The organism is Schaalia odontolytica (assembly GCF_005696695.1).
Classification (GTDB): Bacteria; Actinomycetota; Actinomycetes; order Actinomycetales; family Actinomycetaceae; genus Pauljensenia; species Pauljensenia odontolytica_C.
In genome coordinates this window covers 461647-479073 of the sequence record NZ_CP040006.1, presented here as the reverse complement: position 1 = coordinate 479073, position 17427 = coordinate 461647, and the positions used below count along the sequence as shown (strand labels likewise).

15 protein-coding genes are annotated in these 17427 nt (G+C 67.0%); all 15 read right to left on the bottom strand.

All coding sequences use genetic code 11. The features are described 5' to 3' along the window. Positions 1-9: 9 nt before the first annotated feature. On the bottom strand, positions 10-1986 hold the full coding sequence (gene nuoL / locus FBF35_RS02035) for an NADH-quinone oxidoreductase subunit L (RefSeq protein WP_060566357.1): 1977 nt from the start codon (positions 1984-1986) through the stop codon (positions 10-12). A 15-nt stretch (positions 1987-2001) separates the two neighbouring features. Beyond that, entirely contained in the window at positions 2002-2301 is a 300-nt protein-coding gene (gene nuoK / locus FBF35_RS02030) for an NADH-quinone oxidoreductase subunit NuoK (protein ID WP_007587627.1), read from the bottom strand. Beyond that, complete coding sequence (locus FBF35_RS02025) at positions 2298-3275, bottom strand: NADH-quinone oxidoreductase subunit J (protein ID WP_060566356.1); 978 nt, start codon at positions 3273-3275, stop codon at positions 2298-2300. The genes nuoK and FBF35_RS02025 overlap by 4 nt, the downstream gene beginning before the upstream one ends. After that, the gene (gene nuoI, locus FBF35_RS02020; protein ID WP_060566355.1) at positions 3275-3925 is read right to left on the bottom strand and encodes an NADH-quinone oxidoreductase subunit NuoI; all 651 of its coding nucleotides are present in this window, start codon (positions 3923-3925) and stop codon (positions 3275-3277) included. The genes FBF35_RS02025 and nuoI overlap by 1 nt, the downstream gene beginning before the upstream one ends. After that, positions 3918-5246 (bottom strand): NADH-quinone oxidoreductase subunit NuoH, encoded by a 1329-nt coding sequence (nuoH, locus tag FBF35_RS02015; protein ID WP_060566354.1) that lies wholly within the window; start codon positions 5244-5246, stop codon positions 3918-3920. Before nuoH ends, nuoI begins: the two co-directional genes overlap by 8 nt. Then, on the bottom strand, positions 5243-7804 hold the full coding sequence (locus FBF35_RS02010; RefSeq protein WP_060566353.1) for an NADH-quinone oxidoreductase subunit G: 2562 nt from the start codon (positions 7802-7804) through the stop codon (positions 5243-5245). The genes nuoH and FBF35_RS02010 overlap by 4 nt, the downstream gene beginning before the upstream one ends. Continuing rightward, a complete protein-coding gene (gene nuoF, locus FBF35_RS02005) occupies positions 7801-9105 on the bottom strand; it encodes an NADH-quinone oxidoreductase subunit NuoF (protein ID WP_003792240.1) in 1305 nt (434 codons plus the stop codon). Before nuoF ends, FBF35_RS02010 begins: the two co-directional genes overlap by 4 nt. Further along, positions 9102-9812, bottom strand: coding sequence for an NADH-quinone oxidoreductase subunit NuoE (nuoE, locus tag FBF35_RS02000; protein ID WP_060566352.1), 711 nt, complete (start codon positions 9810-9812; stop codon positions 9102-9104). Before nuoE ends, nuoF begins: the two co-directional genes overlap by 4 nt. Beyond that, the gene (locus tag FBF35_RS01995) at positions 9809-11155 is read right to left on the bottom strand and encodes an NADH-quinone oxidoreductase subunit D (RefSeq protein ID WP_007588163.1); all 1347 of its coding nucleotides are present in this window, start codon (positions 11153-11155) and stop codon (positions 9809-9811) included. Before FBF35_RS01995 ends, nuoE begins: the two co-directional genes overlap by 4 nt. After that, complete coding sequence (locus FBF35_RS01990) at positions 11155-11892, bottom strand: NADH-quinone oxidoreductase subunit C (RefSeq protein ID WP_060566351.1); 738 nt, start codon at positions 11890-11892, stop codon at positions 11155-11157. The genes FBF35_RS01995 and FBF35_RS01990 overlap by 1 nt, the downstream gene beginning before the upstream one ends. After that, positions 11889-12443 (bottom strand): NADH-quinone oxidoreductase subunit B, encoded by a 555-nt coding sequence (locus FBF35_RS01985; RefSeq protein ID WP_007588157.1) that lies wholly within the window; start codon positions 12441-12443, stop codon positions 11889-11891. Before FBF35_RS01985 ends, FBF35_RS01990 begins: the two co-directional genes overlap by 4 nt. Before the next feature lie 22 nt (positions 12444-12465). Further along, on the bottom strand, positions 12466-12825 hold the full coding sequence (locus FBF35_RS01980) for an NADH-quinone oxidoreductase subunit A (protein ID WP_003792234.1): 360 nt from the start codon (positions 12823-12825) through the stop codon (positions 12466-12468). A gap of 28 nt (positions 12826-12853) precedes the next feature. Then, positions 12854-14122 carry a geranylgeranyl reductase family protein gene (locus tag FBF35_RS01975; RefSeq protein WP_187348982.1) on the bottom strand — a complete coding sequence of 423 codons (1269 nt, stop codon included), beginning with the start codon at positions 14120-14122 and terminating at the stop codon, positions 12854-12856. Between the two features lie 318 nt (positions 14123-14440). Further along, complete coding sequence (locus FBF35_RS01965; protein ID WP_060566349.1) at positions 14441-15937, bottom strand: glycoside hydrolase family 36 protein; 1497 nt, start codon at positions 15935-15937, stop codon at positions 14441-14443. Positions 15938-16042: 105 nt separating this feature from the next. Then, on the bottom strand, positions 16043-17401 hold the full coding sequence (locus tag FBF35_RS01960) for an ABC transporter substrate-binding protein (RefSeq protein ID WP_060566348.1): 1359 nt from the start codon (positions 17399-17401) through the stop codon (positions 16043-16045). Between the last annotated feature and the right edge of the window lie 26 nt (positions 17402-17427).

Below are 17427 nucleotides of genomic sequence, written 5' to 3'. Positions count from 1 at the left end.
GTGTACCCCTTACAGCCTGAATCCGAGGACGATGGCCAGGGCGAGGATGACGCCACCCAGGATGTAGGCGGCGTACGTGCGCACGAGGCCGTTCTGGGTGATGCCGACGATGCGTCCGAGCAGCTGCGAGCCGGCACCGAGGCCGTTCAGCGCACCGTCGATGGCGCTCGCATCGCCGACGGTCGCGACGGTGACGAGGCCCTTGGCGGGCATCATGAACAGGGTCTCGTTGACGGTGTCCTGGTAGAGGTCGCGGCGTGCGGCCTCGGTCAGGGCGTTGCCTGCGGGGACGGAGGTGGGAACCTCGTCGCGTCCGTACTTCATCCACGCGACAACCGCGCCGAGGATGACGAGGGCGAGGGTGGCTCCCTGAATGACGTACTCATTGAGGACGGGATCACCGTGCATGACGTGGCCGATCGAGGGGACCAGCCACTCGGTGAAGGTGTTGCAGACGGACAGGGCGCCGCCGAGGACGACCGCGCCGATCGCGAGGATGATCATCGGGATCGTCATGAGGGGGCCGGACTCGTGCGGATGCACGGGCGCGCCCTCGGCCTCGGTGGTCCAGCGGGCCTTGCCGTGGAACGTCATGAAGAAGAGGCGCGACATGTAGAACGCGGTGATGCCCGCACCGATCAGCGCGACGGGGCCGTAGACCCAGCCGGCCCACAGAGCGATGTTGCCTCCGAATCTGTCGGCACTGAAGGCGGCCTCGATGATCTTGTCCTTCGACCAGTAACCGGAGAACGGCGGAACACCGAGGATGGCGAGCCAGCCCATCATGAACGTCAGCCACGTGACCTTCATGGCGCCGCGCAGGGCGCCGAAGCGACGCATGTTGACCTGGTCGCCCATGCCGTGCATGACGGAACCGGCACCCAGGAACATGAGGGCCTTAAAGAAGCCGTGGGTGAAGAGGTGGAAGATCGAGAATGCCCAGCCGATGGGACCCAGGCCCGCGCCCAGCATCATGTAGCCGATCTGGCTCATGGTGGAGGCCGCGAGGACCTTCTTCATGTCGTCCTTCGCGCAACCGACGATCGCACCGAAGAGGAGCGTGATCGCACCGACGATGGCAACGGCGGTCGCGGCAACGGGGGCGGCGATGAAGACGTCGCCGGAACGGACGATCAGGTAGACGCCGGCGGTGACCATCGTGGCCGCGTGGATGAGCGCGGAGACGGGGGTCGGGCCGGCCATGGCGTCGCCCAGCCACGCCTGCAGCGGGAACTGCGCGGACTTACCGCAGGCGGCCACCAGCAGGAAGAAACCGATGACGGTCGCCGACGCCGTGGGGATCGACTCGACCTGGGTAGAGACGACGGAGAAGGACACCGAGTGGAAGGAGGCGACCATCGCCATCATGGCGATCAGCATGCCCATGTCGCCGACTCGGTTCATCACGAACGCCTTCTTGGCGGCCACCGCGTACGCGGGCACGTGGTTCCAGAAGCCGATCAGCAGGTAGGACGCCAGGCCCACGCCTTCCCAACCGGCGAACAGGCCGGCGTAGGAATCCGCGAGGACCAGGGTCAGCATCGCCGCGATGAAGAAGTTCAGGTAGGCGAAGAAACGGCGACGAGCCGCGTCGTGCTCCATGTAGGCGATCGCGTACACGTGGATGAGCGAACCGACGAAGGTCACCAGGATGACGAACGTGATCGAGAGCGGATCTACGAGGAGACCGAAGTCAACGGTGAAGTCACCGGCGGGAATCCAGGTGAACAGCGTCTCGGCGAAGCGGCGCTCGCCTACGGGAGCGTTCCACATCTGGGCGGCGATCGCCGCACCAACCGCGAAGGTCGACCAGGACGCGAGGGTGGCCAGCAGGTGGCCCCACTTGTCCGACGCGCGACCCAGCAGCAGGAGCAGGCCCGCGCTGGCCAGCGGGATGAGGATGAGCAGCCACGCGTAGGCGGCGGCTCCGGTGGCGGCGACCGAGTCGGGGACGCCGGTAGCCTGTGTGGAAATGAAGGTGGTCATGAGTTACGTCCTCCCTCAGTTCTTCAGCAGGTTCAGATCGTCCATGCTCGTGGTCGAGCGCGAACGATAGATGGACACGATGATCGACAGGCCGACGACAACTTCGGCGGCCGCGACGACCATGACGAAGAACGCCATGATCTCGCCGTCAACGTTGGAGTTAATGCGCGAGAACGTCACGAGGACGAGGTTCGCGGCGTTGAGCATCATTTCGACGCCCATGAGCGCGATGACCGCACTGCGGCGCACGAGGACCGTGGTCGCACCGATGGCGAACAGCACACCCGCAAGGATGAGGTACCAGGCGAGGCTCACTTGCTCTCCTCCTTCTTCTCAATGGGGGTGGTGGTGCGCGCCTTGCGGGCCCGGGGCTGGGCCAGACCGGTGGGCGCGTCCGCGCCGGGCATGCCGAAGGCACCGGAGCGGGGGACGTCGGGCGTGCGCCCGATGGTGTAGGGCGACTCGTCGACCTCGGAGGCGTCGGCCGCCGTGGTGCGCGCGAGGGCGAGCTGCTCGGAGACCTCCGGGGTGACCTCGCCGATCGTGCGGGCGAGGCCGCGCACGCGCAGGACTCGAGGCACCGACTCCTCGACCGGGCCGAGGGTCTCGCCGGAGACGGCGGGCACGTCGGCCGCGTTCGACTGGGCGTAGACACCGGGGGCGGGCAGCTGGCCGATGCGAGCGCCCTTCTCGGCGAACGCGCGCATCTTGTTGCGGGCCGTCTCGAACTGGTCGGCCTTCGGGGTGAGGCGATCAGAGTGGGTCAGCAGCATCGCGCCGACAGCGGCCGTGATCAGCAGGCCGCCGGCGAGCTCCATGCTCAGCCAGTGCTCCTGGAACAGCGTGATCGCCAGGTCGGTGATCGGCTGGTTGGAGTAGGGGTCAACCTCAACGGGCTTGTGCGGAGCGGGCACGGCCTTGAGGATCGCCGTCGTGACGATGACGATCAGGCCGAGGCCACCGAGCACCGCCGCCACGATCGCGCCGCGGCTCTGGCGGGCGTAGTCGTCGGAGGTGCCGATGCCGATCAGCATGATGACGAAGAGGAACAGCATCATGATCGCGCCGGTGTACACGACGATCTGCGCGACGCCCAGGAAGGGGGCGCTGTTCGCGATGTACAGGACTGCCAGGCCGAGCATGACGCCGACCATGCAGATGACCGAGTGCGCGGCCTTCTTGAAGAAGAGGACACCCAGAGCGCAGGCGACCATCACGATGGCCGTGCATGCGAAGAGGATGATCTCCCCCGTTGACCCCATCATGGGCCAACCGTTGGACAGGTTCATCAGTGTGCCTCCTCGGCGACTCGTACCGTCTTGAGGGAGGGGTCGTCGGGGCGGCGGGCGGCCACCCAGTCAACCTGGGCGGCGGTGGGGCCGGTGACTTCCCCGCGGTAGTAGTCGATGTCGTTCTTACCCTCGACCATGGGGTGGGGCGCTGCGAGCATGCCATCGGAGAGCGGGACCAGGAGGTCTTCCTTCTCGTAGATGTCGTCCTCGCGGGTGTACTTGGCGATTTCGAAGTCGTTCGTCATCGTCAGGGCGCGCGTGGGGCACGCCTCGATGCACATACCGCAGAAGATGCAGCGCAGGTAGTTGATCTGGTAGACGCGGCCGTAACGCTCACCCGCAGAATACTGCTCCTCGGGCGTGTTCGAGGCGGCCTCGACGAAGATCGCGTCAGCGGGGCACGCCCAGGCGCACAGCTCGCAGCCGACGCACTTTTCCAGGCCGTCGTCGTAGCGGTTGAGCTGGTGACGACCGTGGAAGCGGGGCATGACGCGCGCAGGTTCGCGCGGGTACTGCTCGGTGACGGTGGGCCGGAAGAAGGAAGCCATGGTGACTCCGTAGCCGGCCATGGGCGCGACGAACTGGGCGAACGCACCCTTGGGGTCATGCTCGAAGAGCATTTCCTCGTCGGTGGTCTTCTCACTCATCGGTGGACTCCTTCGGGCTGTCGATTGCCGCGGCCGGGGCCAGCTCGCCCTCAATGGTGGCGAGGCCTCGCGGCGAGGCAACGGGGGTCTGTCCGGGCAGCGGCGGGACGGGGAAGCCGTCCTCGAAGCCGGTGTATTCGCGCTCGGAGGCGGGGATCTCCTCGGGCTCGGGCTTGTCGGTGAGCCAGATGATCGCGAGGGCGATCAGGAAGAGGACGCCGACGCCTCCGAAGAGGACGTGGTTGGGCAGCTGCACGAACTGGGTGATGCCGCGCACCAGGGCGACGAGCACGAGCCAGCCCAGGGCGATGGGCATGAGGCGCTTCCAGCCGAGGTTCATGAACTGGTCGTAGCGGAAGCGCAGCAGCGTGGCGCGCGTCCAGATCATCAGGAACATGAAGAACCAGATCTTCAGGAAGAACCACAGCAGGCCCCACCAGCCGGAGTTGAGGAACTCGATGTGGGACAGCGGCCACGGGGCGTGCCATCCACCGGCGAACATCGTGGTGGCCACGGCCGAGACGTTGAGCATGTTGACGTACTCGGACAGGTAGTACCAGCCGAACTTCATCGACGAGTACTCGGTCATGTGACCGGCGACGATCTCGCCTTCGGCCTCGGGAAGGTCGAAGGGAAGACGGTTGACTTCACCGACGGCGCTGATGCAGTAGATGACGAATGCCGGGAACAGGGTGAATGCCCACCAGAACTGTCCCTGGGCTGCGACGATCTGCGAGGTGGACATGGAGCCCGACATGAGGAACACGCTCACGAGGGACAGGCCCATGGCCAGTTCGTAGGAGATGACCTGCGCGGAGGAACGCACGGCGCCGTACAGCGGCAGGGTCGAGCGGGTCGACCAACCACCCAGGACGATGCCGTACAGGCCCAGCGACGCGATCGCGAGGATGTACAGGGAGGCGACGGGCATGTCGGCCAGCTGCAGCGGCGTCGAGATCTCACCAATCATCACGTTCGGGCCCATGGGGATGACCGCGTAGACGCTGAACGCTGCGAACGCGGCGATCGCGGGGGCCAGGAAGTACAGGAACCTCTCGGCCCGGCGGGTCCACATGTCCTCCTTGAAGAGGAGCTTGCCGGCGTCCGCGAACGCCTGGAACAGGCCGAGGGGGCCAGCGACGTTCGGGCCGGGACGCGTCTGCATGCGGCCCAGGCCTCGGCGCTCGACCCACAGGGCGAGGAGCACGTTGGCGATCAGGAAGACGATGATGAACACGGCCTTGATGAGGCTGAGCCACCATGTTTCCTGGCTGAAGTCCGCGGCGGTGTACTCCGGGACTGCGAAGGGTGCGAGTGTCATCGTGCCACCTCCTGCGTGGCGCGCAGGGTCGCGACGGTGCCGGCACCGCCGAGGTTTTCGTGAATAACGGAGCCGGTCGAGCACTCGGGCACCCACGCGACGGAGTCAGGCAGGTCCGCGATGGCGGCCGGGAGGGTGATCGTGCCACGCTCGGTTTCGAGCGTCGCGTCGGCGCCGGGGGCGATGCCCGCGGCGGCCAGCGTCGCGGCCGAGGCCAAAAGGACCGGGCGGCGGGCCGAACCGGCCAGCCACGGGGCGCCATCCTGGAGACGACCGGCGTCGATCATGGGCTTGTGGGAGGCCAGAACGACCTGACCCTTACCGGCAGCAGCGGGAGCCTGCGCCGACACCGGCGTGAACTCCTGCGGGGCGCTGTCCCACTCCATGAGGGGGTTGACTTCCTCGTAGAGGTCGGCCAGGGCGGTGATGCCCAGGTCGAGGTCGAACTCCTCGGTGAGGCGCACGAGCACGTCGCGGTCCGTGAGGGACGTCGCCGAGCGGGCCTGGCCGAAGGGGCGCAGGCGGCCTTCCCAGTTGATGTAGGTGCCGTTCTTCTCGACCGCGGGAGCGACCGGCAGGACGACGTCCGCACGATCGGTGATCTCCGAGGCGCGAACCTCGAGGGACACGAGGAAGGGAACCTCTTCGAGGGCTTCGCGCACGGCGGCGGGCTCGTCGAAGTCGCGGACGTCAACACCGCCGACGACCAGAGCCTGGAGCTCACCGGAGGCAGCGGCCTCGATCATCTGCTCGGCGTCGAGGCCACGGGCGGGCAGCTCGCCCCAACCGAGGGACTGCGCGCCGGCCTCGTCAAGGCCACGGCCGAAGGGAAGCAGACCCGGGAGGAGGCCGGCCTCGATGGCAGCGCGGTCACCGGCGCGGCGCGGGACCCACGCGAGGCGGGCGCCCGTGCGTTCAGCCAGAGCGACGACGGCGGAGAGCAGGCCGGGGGTCTGCGCGGCGCGCTCGCCCACGAGAATGATGCCGCCGGACAGCGCCTCGGCCACGTCGGCGTAGGCGCCGTCTGCTGCGATCGCGTCCACGACGCCCGGCTCGGAGCCGGGGGCGGCGTGCAGGAGGCGAGCCTTCATCTTGCGCGAACCTGCGGAGGTGAAGGGCGCGACGGTCGCGACCTTCAGGCCCGACTTACGCGTGGCCTTACGCAGGCGCAGGAACATGGCGCCACACTCGTCCTCGGGCTCGAGGGCGACCAGCAGCACCTGGCCGGCGCTCTCCAGGTCCGCGTACGTGGTCTCGAGGCCGGAGCCCGCCACGTAGGAGGCCAGGAAGGAACGCTCTTCTTCGCTGGAGCGACGCGAACGGAAGTCGATCGAGTCGGAGCCGACGACGGTGCGCGCGAACTTCGACCATGCCCAGGCATCCTCGAAGGTCAGGTGGCCGCCGGGCAGGAAGCCCACGGACGAACCCGCCTGCTCGAGGCCCTCGCGGACGCGGTCGAGCGCATCGGACCAGGAGGTGGGAACCAGCTTGCCGTCCTCGCGCACGAGCGGGGTGGTCAGGCGATCGACCTTGTCCCATTCGAAGGCGAAGCGGTCCTTGTCGGTGATCCACTCTTCGTTGACCTCGGGGTCGTTGCCGCTCATGCGACGCACGACCTCGCCGCGGCGCACGTCCTGGCGGATCGCGGAGCCCGACGCGTCGTGCTCGGTCACGGACGCCGTCGACACGAGGTCGAAGGGACGCGCGCGGAAGCGGTAGGACGCGGCGGTCAGGGCGCCGACCGGGCAGATCTGGATGATGTTGCCCGAGAAGTAGGACGCGAAGGCTCGGCCCGACACGTCGCGCTCGGCGACGGAAAGCTCACCCTCGTTGATGGAACCGACGATCGCGTCCGTGCCGTACGGGGACGACAGGGACGAGGTCGAGGCCTCCTTGGCCTTCGGGTCGAAGAAGTCGAGCGTGGTCGAGTCGAAGCCGCCGACCTGCTCGCCCATGAAGTAGTGGTGCTCCGTGGGGGCGGTGCCACCACCACGACCCTGCAGGTCCATGAACACGTCGCCCGAGATCTCCTTGCCGAAGCGCACGCAGCGCTGGCACAGGATGCAGCGCTCGCGATCCAGCAGGATCTGGGAGGTCAGGCGCAGCGGCTTCTTGAACGTGCGCTTGGCGTCGGTGAAGCGGGACTTGCCGCGGCCCTCCGTCAGTGCCTGGTTCTGCAGGGGGCACTCGCCACCCTTGTCGCAGACCGGGCAGTCCAGCGGGTGGTTGATGAGCAGGAACTCCATGACGCCGCGCTGGGCGCGGTCGACAACCTCGGAGGTGTGCTGGGTCTTGACGACCATACCCGGGGTGACGGTCTGCGCACACGAGGGCTGGGGCTTGGGCATGAAGCGCAGCTCGCCCGTGTTGCGGTCGGGCATGCCGACCTCCACGAGGCACTGGCGGCATGCGGCCACCGGGGCCAGCAGCGGGTGGTCACAGAAACGCGGGATCCGGATGCCGGCCTGCTCGGCCGCGCGGATCACGAGCGTGCCCTGGGGGACAGAAACCTGAACGTCGTCGATGGTGACGTCGATCATGTTGGGTGCGTCGCTCATCGGCCACCTCCTCGCGCGTAGTTAGCGGACGCCTCGTAGGGGAAAAGCTCGCGGGCAGGCGTGGTGAGGCCGGCCTCGAACTCGTCGCGGAAGCGCTTGATGCCCGACATGATCGGGGTTGCTGCGGCGTCGCCGAGCGGGCAGAAGCTACGGCCCGCAATGTTGTGTGCGATCTCGTCGAGCAGGTCGACGTCGCCGGGGCGGCCCTCGCCTCGCTCGAGACGCAGCATGATTTGCTTCATCCAGTAGGTGCCTTCGCGACAGGGCGTGCACTTACCGCAGGACTCGTGCTGGTAGAACTCGGACCAGCGGGTGATGACGCGGACCACCGAGACGGTCTCGTCGAACACCTGCAGGGCACGCGTGCCCAGCATCGATCCGGCCGCACCCACGGACTCGTAGTCGAGGGGCGTATCCAGCTCGTCTTCGGTGAAGATCGGGGTGGAGGAGCCGCCGGGGGTCCAGAACTTCAGCTTGTGGCCGTCGCGGATGCCGCCCGCCATCTCGATGAGCTCGCGCATCGTGATGCCGAAGGGGGCCTCGAACTGGCCGGGGTTGTTCACGTGACCCGACACGGAGAAGATGCCGTGGCCCTTGGACTTTTCGGTGCCCATCGAGGCGAACCACTCGGGAGAGTTACGGAAGATACCCGCCACCTGAGCGATGGTCTCGACGTTGTTGACGACCGTGGGACGGGCGTACAGACCGGCGACCGCGGGGAATGGGGGCTTGAGGCGCGGGTGGCCTCGGCGTCCCTCGAGGGAGTCCAGCAGAGCCGTCTCCTCACCGCAGATGTAGGCGCCGGCGCCCGCGTGAGCGGTGATGCGCAGGTCGCCGAGCACGCCGGCCTCGGTCGCCTCACGCACGGCCTCCAGCAGGCGGCGGTACACGTGGGTGACCTCGCCGCGCAGGTAGACGAACGCGTGGTCGCAGCCGATGGCGCGCGACGTGATCGCGATGCCCTCAATGAGGACGTGCGGGTTGCCCATGATGAGCGGGATGTCCTTGCAGGTGCCCGGCTCGGACTCGTCGGCGTTCACCACGAGGTAGCGGGGGCCACCGTCGGCCGGGGGCAGGAAGGACCACTTGAGGCCGGACGGGAAGCCTGCGCCACCACGGCCTCGTAGACCGGAGTCCTTGACGGCCTGCACGATGTCGGCGGGCTCCATGGTGCGGGCCTTTTCGAGGCCCTGGTAGCCTCCGCGGCTCCGGTAGGAGTCCAGCGTCCAGGAACGCTCCTCTCCCCATCCGTTGGTGAGGATCGGGGTCAGCGGTCCGGGCGCAACGTATGCGGTGCTCACTTCGCCTCTTCTCCCTTCGTGTCAGTGGCCTCGTCGGCGACCTCGACGGCAACCGGCTCAGTCCAGCCGTTCGCCGCGGCGATCTCGCGGCCCAGCAGGGTGGCGCGGCCCGCAGAGGGGCCTTCGTTCTCGTGGCCGTCCAGGAAGCCGGCCAGGACGCGCTCGTTCTCCTTGAACGTGGGGGCCACGATGGGGCCGCGCGTCGGGTGGATGTCGCGGCCGGCCTGGATGTCATCGATCATGGCCAGCGCCGACTCGGGGCTCTGGTTGTCGAAGAATTCCCAGTTGACCATGACGACGGGCGCGTAGTCGCACGCCGCGTTGCACTCGATGCGCTCGAGCGTGATCTTGCCGTCTTCGCTGGTCTCGTCGCTTCCGACGCCGACCTTCTTAGAGACCTTTTCCCAGATCTCGTCGCCGCCCATGACGGCGCACAGCGCGTTCGTGCACACGCCCACCAGGTACTCACCGGTGGGGTGACGCTTGTACTGCGTGTAGAAGGTCGCGACGGCGCTGATCTCTGCGCGGGGCAGGTCCAGCGTGGCCGAGATGAAGTCGATGCCGTCCGGGCTGACGTAGCCGTCGACGGACTGGATCAGGTGCAGCATCGGCAGCAGCGCGGAGCGCGAGTGACCGTCCGGGTAGCGGGCGATGATCTGCGCGGCATCCGCCTGCAGGCGTGCCAGGGTGTCGGGTGTGTAGCTCATCGGTCAACGCCTCCGAGAACGGGGTCGATAGCGGCCAGTGCGACGACCACGTCGGCCAGCTGGCCGCCCTCGGTCATCATGGCCAGCGCTTGCAGGTTGGCGTAGGAGGGGTCGCGGAAGTGCGCGCGGAACGGGCGCGTGCCACCGTCGGAGACGAGGTGAACGCCCAGGATGCCCTTCGCATGCTCGACGGTCTGGTAGACCTGGCCGGCGGGCACGTGGAAGCCCTCCGTGACGAGCTTGAAGTGGTGGATGAGGGACTCCATGGACTCCCCCATGATCTCGCGGACGTGCTCGGCCGAGTTGCCCTGGCCGTCGGTGCCGACCGCCAGGCGCGCAGGCCAGGCGATTTCGGGGTCGGCGACCATGGTGGGCGCGCCCTCGCACTGGTCCAGCTTGGCGAGAACCTGCCAGATGATGCGCATCGACTCGTAGCACTCGTCGAAACGGACCATCGTGCGGTTGTAGACGTCCGACTTGTCGCGGGTGGGAACGTCGAACTCAAAGTTCTCGTAGCCGCAGTAGGGCTGGCTCTTACGCAGGTCCAGGGGCAGGCCGGCGGCGCGAACGCCGGGGCCGGTGGTGCCGAGGGCCATGAGGCCGCTCAGCGGCATGACGGCCACGTCGCACAGACGCTTCTTGAAGATCGGGTTCTCCACGAGGATGTCCTGGAGCTCGCCGATGTCCTTACGGGCGCGGCGCAGGCGGTCACGGATGTAGTCCGTGGTGCCCTCGCCGATGTCCTGCACGACACCGCCGGGGCGGATGTACTCGTGGTTCATGCGCAGGCCGGTGATGCGCTCGAAGATGCGCAGGATCTCCTCGCGGGCACGGAAGCCGATCGTCATGATCGTCGTGGCACCCATTTCGTTACCGGTCGAACCGATGGCGACCAGGTGCGAGGCGATGCGGCACAGCTCCATCATGAGGATGCGGATGAGGGAGGCGCGCTCGGGAATGTCCTCTTCGATGCCAAGGAGCTTCTCGACGCCGAGGCAGTACGCGGCCTCCTGGAAGAAGGGAGCGACGTAGTCCATGCGCGTGCAGTATGCGACGCCCTGGGCCCACGTGCGGTACTCCATGTTCTTCTCGATGCCGGTGTGCAGGTAGCCGGTGTCGACGCGGGTCTCGCGGACCTTTTCACCATCGAGCTCGAGGATCAGACGCAGAACGCCGTGGGTCGCGGGGTGAACCGGACCCAGGTTGACGACGATGCGCTCGGAGGTGATGGCCTCGATCTCGTGCAGGACGTCGTCCCAGTCGCCGCCCTGGGTGAGGACCTCGGGGATGTCCTCGATGGGCAGGTCGGTCGCGCCTGCGGGCGCGTGGAAGGCGGTGGTCATCAGTTCACACTCCTACGAACGTCGGCGGAGGCATTGACGGCTCCCTTGAATTCGACGGGGATGCCGCCCAGCGGGTAGTCCTTGCGCTGGGGGTGTCCGACCCAGTCGTCGGGCATCGCGGTGCGCGTGAGCGAGGGGTGCCCGGTGAAGACGATGCCGATGAGGTCCCAGGTCTCGCGCTCCTGCCAGTCGTTTCCGGGGTAAACGGAGACGATGGAGGGGATGCGGGGGTCCTCGTCGGGGCACGTGACCTCGAGGCGGATCATGCGGTTGTGCGTGATCGAGTACAGGGGGTAGATGGCGTGCAGCTCGCGCCCCTTGTCGAGGGGGTAGTGCGCGCCGTTGGTCCCCAGGCACATTTCGAAGCGCAGGTCCGCGTCGTCGCGCAGGTACTTGGCGACGCGCGCGATGTGCTCGCGGGCGATGAAGATGCCGAGCTGTCCGCGGTCGACGGTCACCTTTTCGATGACGTCGGCGACGTCGAGGCCATCTGCGGCGATGAGCTCTTCGAGGACGTCAACGACCTGGTCGAACCAGCCGCCGTAGGGGCGGGAGGCCTCGCCGGGCAGGAAGGAGTCGGAGACCAGTCCGGAGAAGCCGGAGGTGGAGGAGTCGGTGCCCGCACCGAAGAGGCCCTCGCGGTGCGCGATGGGCTCGGGGAGGGCGAAACCGCGCTGCGACGAGGCCTGGGTGACCTCGGCGGGCGTGTTGTCCTCGGGGATGGAAAGGTCGCTCATGCGAGGAGTCCCTTCATCTGGTGGGTGGGGGTCGCCTCGAGGGCGGCCTGCTCGGCGCGGCGCGCGATCTCGCGGCGGTGGACGCCGAGGGGTTCCTTGCCGATCTGCTCACGCAGGACGAGGACCGCGTGGATGAGGGCCTCGGGGCGCGGCGGGCAGCCGGGCAGGTAGACGTCGACGGGGACGATGTGGTCGCAGCCCTGGACGACGGCGTAGTTGTTGAACACGCCGCCGGAGGACGCGCACGCACCCATGGAGATAACCCACTTGGGTTCGGGCATCGAGTCGTAGACGCGGCGGATAATGGGCGCCATCTTGTGCGAGACACGGCCCGACACGATCATCATGTCGGCGTGACGCGGCGAGGCACGGAAGACCTCGAGGCCGAAGCGCGACATATCGAAACGGGGGGTGCCGGCGGCCATCATCTCGATGGCGCAGCACGCCAGACCCATGGTGACGGGCCACTGGCTGTACTTGCGTGCAAGCCCGAGGACTTTTTCGACGCTGGTGAGCGCGATACCCGCGGGCAAGGATTCTTCAAGTCCCACTTGTCTTTTCCTTACTTATATCTCAGTAGTCCAGGCCGCCGCGTCGCCATTCGTAGGCGTAGGGGACGCAGAGGGTGACCAGGAAGCTCATCATGACGACCAGTCCGAACAGGCCCAGCTGGTTGAAGCTGACGGCCCACGGGTACATGAACACAACTTCGATGTCGAAGATGATGAACGTCATGGCGACCAGGTAGTAGCGCACCGGGAAGCGACCCTCGGTGAGGTGAGCGCTGGTCGGCTGGATACCGCACTCGTAGTTGTCGGCCTTGGTCTTGGACTTCTTGGTGGGGCCCAGGATCGCGGAGGCGACCAGGCCTCCGAAGGCTAGTACGAGGGCAGCTGCCGACATGATGAGCAGCGGCACGTAGGGATTCGTCATCGTTCCTCCCGGTTATCGGTGGTGGTGGTCATGCGGGGCGCACCACCTTGGTCAGCATTGTGATGAGTTGGTCGTCGAAGTCGCCCCCGGTCCTCTCGTACCCGTCCGACAGGAGTTTGTGGACGAGCGTCATGAGGCGCGGAATGGGCAGCCCGACGTTCGTGCAGGTGCGCATGATCGTCGGGTTTTCGATGAGCGCGACGAAGATGCGGCCCAGCTGGTAGTAGCCGCCGTATTCGTCGCGAAGCATGTGGGGGTATTCGCTCATGGCACGGTCGATGCCGGCGCGGTGGGAGCGGGACAGGGCCTGTGCGATGCACGAGGCCGCGTAGCGTCCGGCCTTCATGGCCGGGGCGATGCCTTCACCGTTGTAGGGGGAGACCATGCCGCCGGCGTCGCCGACGAGGACGAGGCCCTGGGTGTAGTGAGGCTTGCGGTTGAAGCTCATGGGCAGGGCGGCGGAGCGGAGCTGACCGATCTGGTTCTCGGGGGTGAAGCCCCATTCCTCGGGCAGGTTCGCGGTCCAGGTCTTGAAGACCTCGCGGTAGGGCAGATTGGTGGCGCCGGCGCGCGAGGCGACGGAGCCGAGGCCGACGTTGACGATGCCGTCGCCCATGGGGAAGATCCAGCCGTAGCCGGGCAGCAGGTCGGAGGCACCGGGGGTGCCGCTCCACAGTTCGAGGTGGGATTCCATCCATTCCTCGTTGCCGCGGGGGCTGTGGAAGTAGGCGCGTGCGGCCACGCCCATGGGGCGGTTCATCTTCTTTTCGAGGCCGAGGCTGGTGGCCAGTCGGGCGGCCACTCCCCCGGCGTCGACGACGATGGAGGCGCGCACCGAGGTGGTGGTGGCGTTCTTGCCGCGCCCGCTCTTGGCCTGCACGCCGACGACGCGGCCGGAGCCGTCCTGAATGGCGCCGATGACGGTGACGCCCTCGTAGAGGCGGGCGCCGGCTTCAACGGCACGCTGCGCGAGCGCGTGGTCGAGGTCCATGCGAGCGCGGGTCATGCCGTAGCCGGGCAGGGACTTCTGATCGGGCCAATCCATGTGGACGGTGTGGCCGCCGCCGATAACGGTCAGGCCGCGGTTTCGCATCCATCCGGTGGTGTCCACGCCCATCGCGATGAGCTCGTGGACGGCGGCCGGGGTGAGCCCGTCGCCGCAGATTTTGTCGCGCGGGAACGGGCTTTTCTCCAGGAGGACGACATCGAGGCCTGCTCTGGCCAGGTGGTATGCGGTGGAGGACCCGCCAGGGCCTGCGCCGACGACGACAACGTCAGCGCTCATGTCGCTAGGCATGGTGGATGCCACGGCATTCCTCCGTCGTGTGGTGCGCGGGTGCATCCGCGCGAGTGTGCAAGGTGGACGAAGTGTGCACATCACTTCATTCCGCAAACAACCCTAGCTAGGTCACCCTCACCTCGGCGACCGAGCGCACTTTTTCCCGCGATTTCAACGAACGAGGCCGTGGCCAGGCTTATTCCTAGCACCCATTTGCGCAACAAAGCGTTGTCGTAAATAGTGGCCCCGGCCTCGTTGATGAGGCGACACCACACAGCGAAAGGCGCCAGGACCAACCAGCCCTGACGCCGCACGCGTGAGACTCCTACTGCCCGGCTACGACACCGGGTAGCAGTGTTCGGGTTCTTCGAGGCCGGGGGCGAAGTCCACCTCCCGACCGTCGAGGCGGAAACGCGTACGCCCGACGACCTCGACAGCCTCGCGCCGAGCGAGCCACTGGGCCGCCTCGGAGCGTTCCTGGTCCGTCAGCCACTCAAGCGGATCGGAGGAGGATTTGAAGCCCGCGACGGCGGCGACGTCTTGGAGCCAGGAGATTTCCCGATCTCCCAGCAGGTTCTTCATGTGCCGGAAGAAGACGACGTCAGGATCGCAGTCGATGAGGGGGCGCAGCCACAGGCGGGCGACCGAGGTCATGAAGGCGTTGCGCGCCTCGGCGTCTGAGCGATCCTCCGTCGCGTAGTTTTTCCAGATCGGAGCAACATCACAGCCGACGCGAATGCCGTCGTAGATGCCGATGGAGGGGATGATGAGCGCGCCCGAGCCGAGCAGGTACACATCCTCACCCAGCCCCTGGCGCAAGAGCCGGGAACCGATGACGTAGGCATCGTCGCCAGTGACCTGATCGTCGTGGCGCACGCCGTCGATGGCGGCCGCGTTGACAAAATCGGCCTTGACGTAGCCGATGCCCGCATCGACGAGCGAGTGTGCGAGGTCGCGCAGGTATTCCTGAGCGAGCGGATGCGTGGTGTCAAGGGCGTAGTACGGCCCTCCCCAGTTGTATCCGGCGATGGCGAGCTCCCCCGAAGGGGTGTGCACGAATGCCTCGGGATGCTCGCTGAGGAAAGGCGTGCCGGGCCTCGCGATGAAGGGGGCCACCCACACGCCCGGGGTCACCCCCAGCGCGGCGATGTCAGCGGCGCGCGCGGCGAGGTCCTCGCCGAACTTCGCATTGGCCCGCCAGTCTCCCACGCCCTTCTGCCAGCCGTCGTCGATCTGGAGCGTGTCGAACCCCAGCTGCGCGAGTCCCGGTAGCTGGGATTCCAGGACATCCCACGAGACCTTTTCGTAGTAGGAATACCACGAGCACCACACGCGGGGAGCGCGCCCCGGGGTGCGCTCGCGTTCGCTCAGGCACCGCACGTACGCGGCGAAGATCGACGCCTCACTGCCCCACGCGAGGAGCCACAGGGCGGGCCGAGTCTCGTCGAACGCCGCCAGATGATCCTCGTCGGCGCGCACGCGGGGGTGGCCGCCCTCAAGGGCTCCGACGAGGACGCCGTCCCCATCCGTTCCGTCAACGACGGCCCCCATCCACGACCCATGGTGGCGGACCGTATCGTCGGCCGTCGGATCGTCCGCCGTGGCTCGACGCTCGTCGGTGGGGATACGCAGCGGTGCGCCCGCGAGATCATTCCAGCCGGAGGGAGACCAGGAGTTATGCCCGCTGCGGTAGAACTGGCCGTTCGCGCAGCCGTGCAGGATCGCGAGCCGCGAGGAACGAATGAGCGCGTACCCCTCCCCTCGCTCGACGAGCGTGGCATCGGGGGATGCGCACGCGACTCCTGTGGGCAAAGGGATGGTGAGTCGTTCCATGGGAGGCTCCTTGCAGCGGCGCCAGCACCGATCAGGGCGGGGCAATGATGTCAGCGGGAGCGAGGAGGCCCGGCGCGCATCCTTCACGCGCCGGGCCGCTCGCGATTACTTGAGCAGGGCGTTTGCCTTGTCGTTGGCTTCCTGCAGGGTCGAGGCGGGGTCCGCACCGGTGGCGATCGCCTGGATCGCGTCCTGGATGAGGGCGTTCACCTCGTCGCCGTGAGCGAAGACGGGCACCGGGAAGGTTTCCTTGTTGTCCACGACGGTCGTGAATGCGCTGTTGTCCTGGCCCTGGGCTTCACGAGCCTTGAGGGCGGCTTCGGTCGCCTTGGTGACGGCGGGGAAGATGACGCCGGACTCGCCGACCTTCATCTGGCAGGCCTCGGAGGCCATGTAGGCGATCCACTGGAAGGACTCCTCGGGGTGCTTGGTTCCGCTCCACACGACGTCGTGCAGGCCGTTCATCGCGGAGCGGCGACCGGCGGGGCCGGTGGGAAGCGGCGCGTAGGCGAACTTCTTCTTCGCGTCCGGGCCGAGGTAGACGGAGGTCGTGAAGGAACCGGCGATCGTCGAGGCGGCGTTACCGTTGTTCATCACGGCGTCGGTACCCAGGGACGAGGTCTTATCGAACTTGGGCGCGTAGCCCTTATCAATCAGTCCCTTGATCCACGCGACCGTGTCCACGAGGGACTTGTCGCCGAAGTTGAACTTCGTGGGGTTGACGGAACGGTCGCCGTAGGTGAAGCCGTTCGCGGCCGCGAGCTCACCCCAGCCGTTCTGGCCGATCGCTCCGTCGGACCACTCGGGGTGGTAGCCGTAGCGCACGACGTTGTTCTTATCGAACTCAGGGTCGAGGCCGTTGTGGCCATTGGCGTCCAGGGTCGTCTTCGCGATGAACTGCTCGAAGGTGCCACCGTCCGTGGGGTTCCACGTCAGGGCCGCCATGTCCTCCTTGGTGTAGCCGGCCTCGGCTGCGACCTCGGTGTCGTAGAGCAGGCCCATGGTGTCCCAGTCCTTGGGCAGGCCGTAGCGCTTGCCCTCGTACTTGGACAGGTCGGCCAGTCCGGGCTGGTAGATCGAGTCATCGATTCCAGCCTTGTTGGCCGCGTCGGTGATGTCCATGATCTGGCCCGAGTCGATAAACTGCAGCATGCGGGTGGAGTGATCAACGAAGGTGTCGGGGGCGTTGGAGGCGGCCAGCTGCGTGGTGAGCGTGTCCCAGTACTGTCCCCACGCGGTCTGCGTGATCTTGACGGTGATGTTGGGGTTGGCGGCATGGAAGTCGTCAGCGCACTGCTGGTACAGCGGGGCCTGACGGTCGTCCCACAGCCAGTAGTTGATGGTGACGCCGCTGTCTGCGGAGGATTCACCACCACCGGTTGCAGTGGTGTTCGCATTGCACGCGGCCAGGGGCAGCGCCATCGCTGCAGCGAGGAAAACGCCAAAGGCGACTCGTGTCTTCATGGGTATTTCTTTCGGTTGGGCACCCG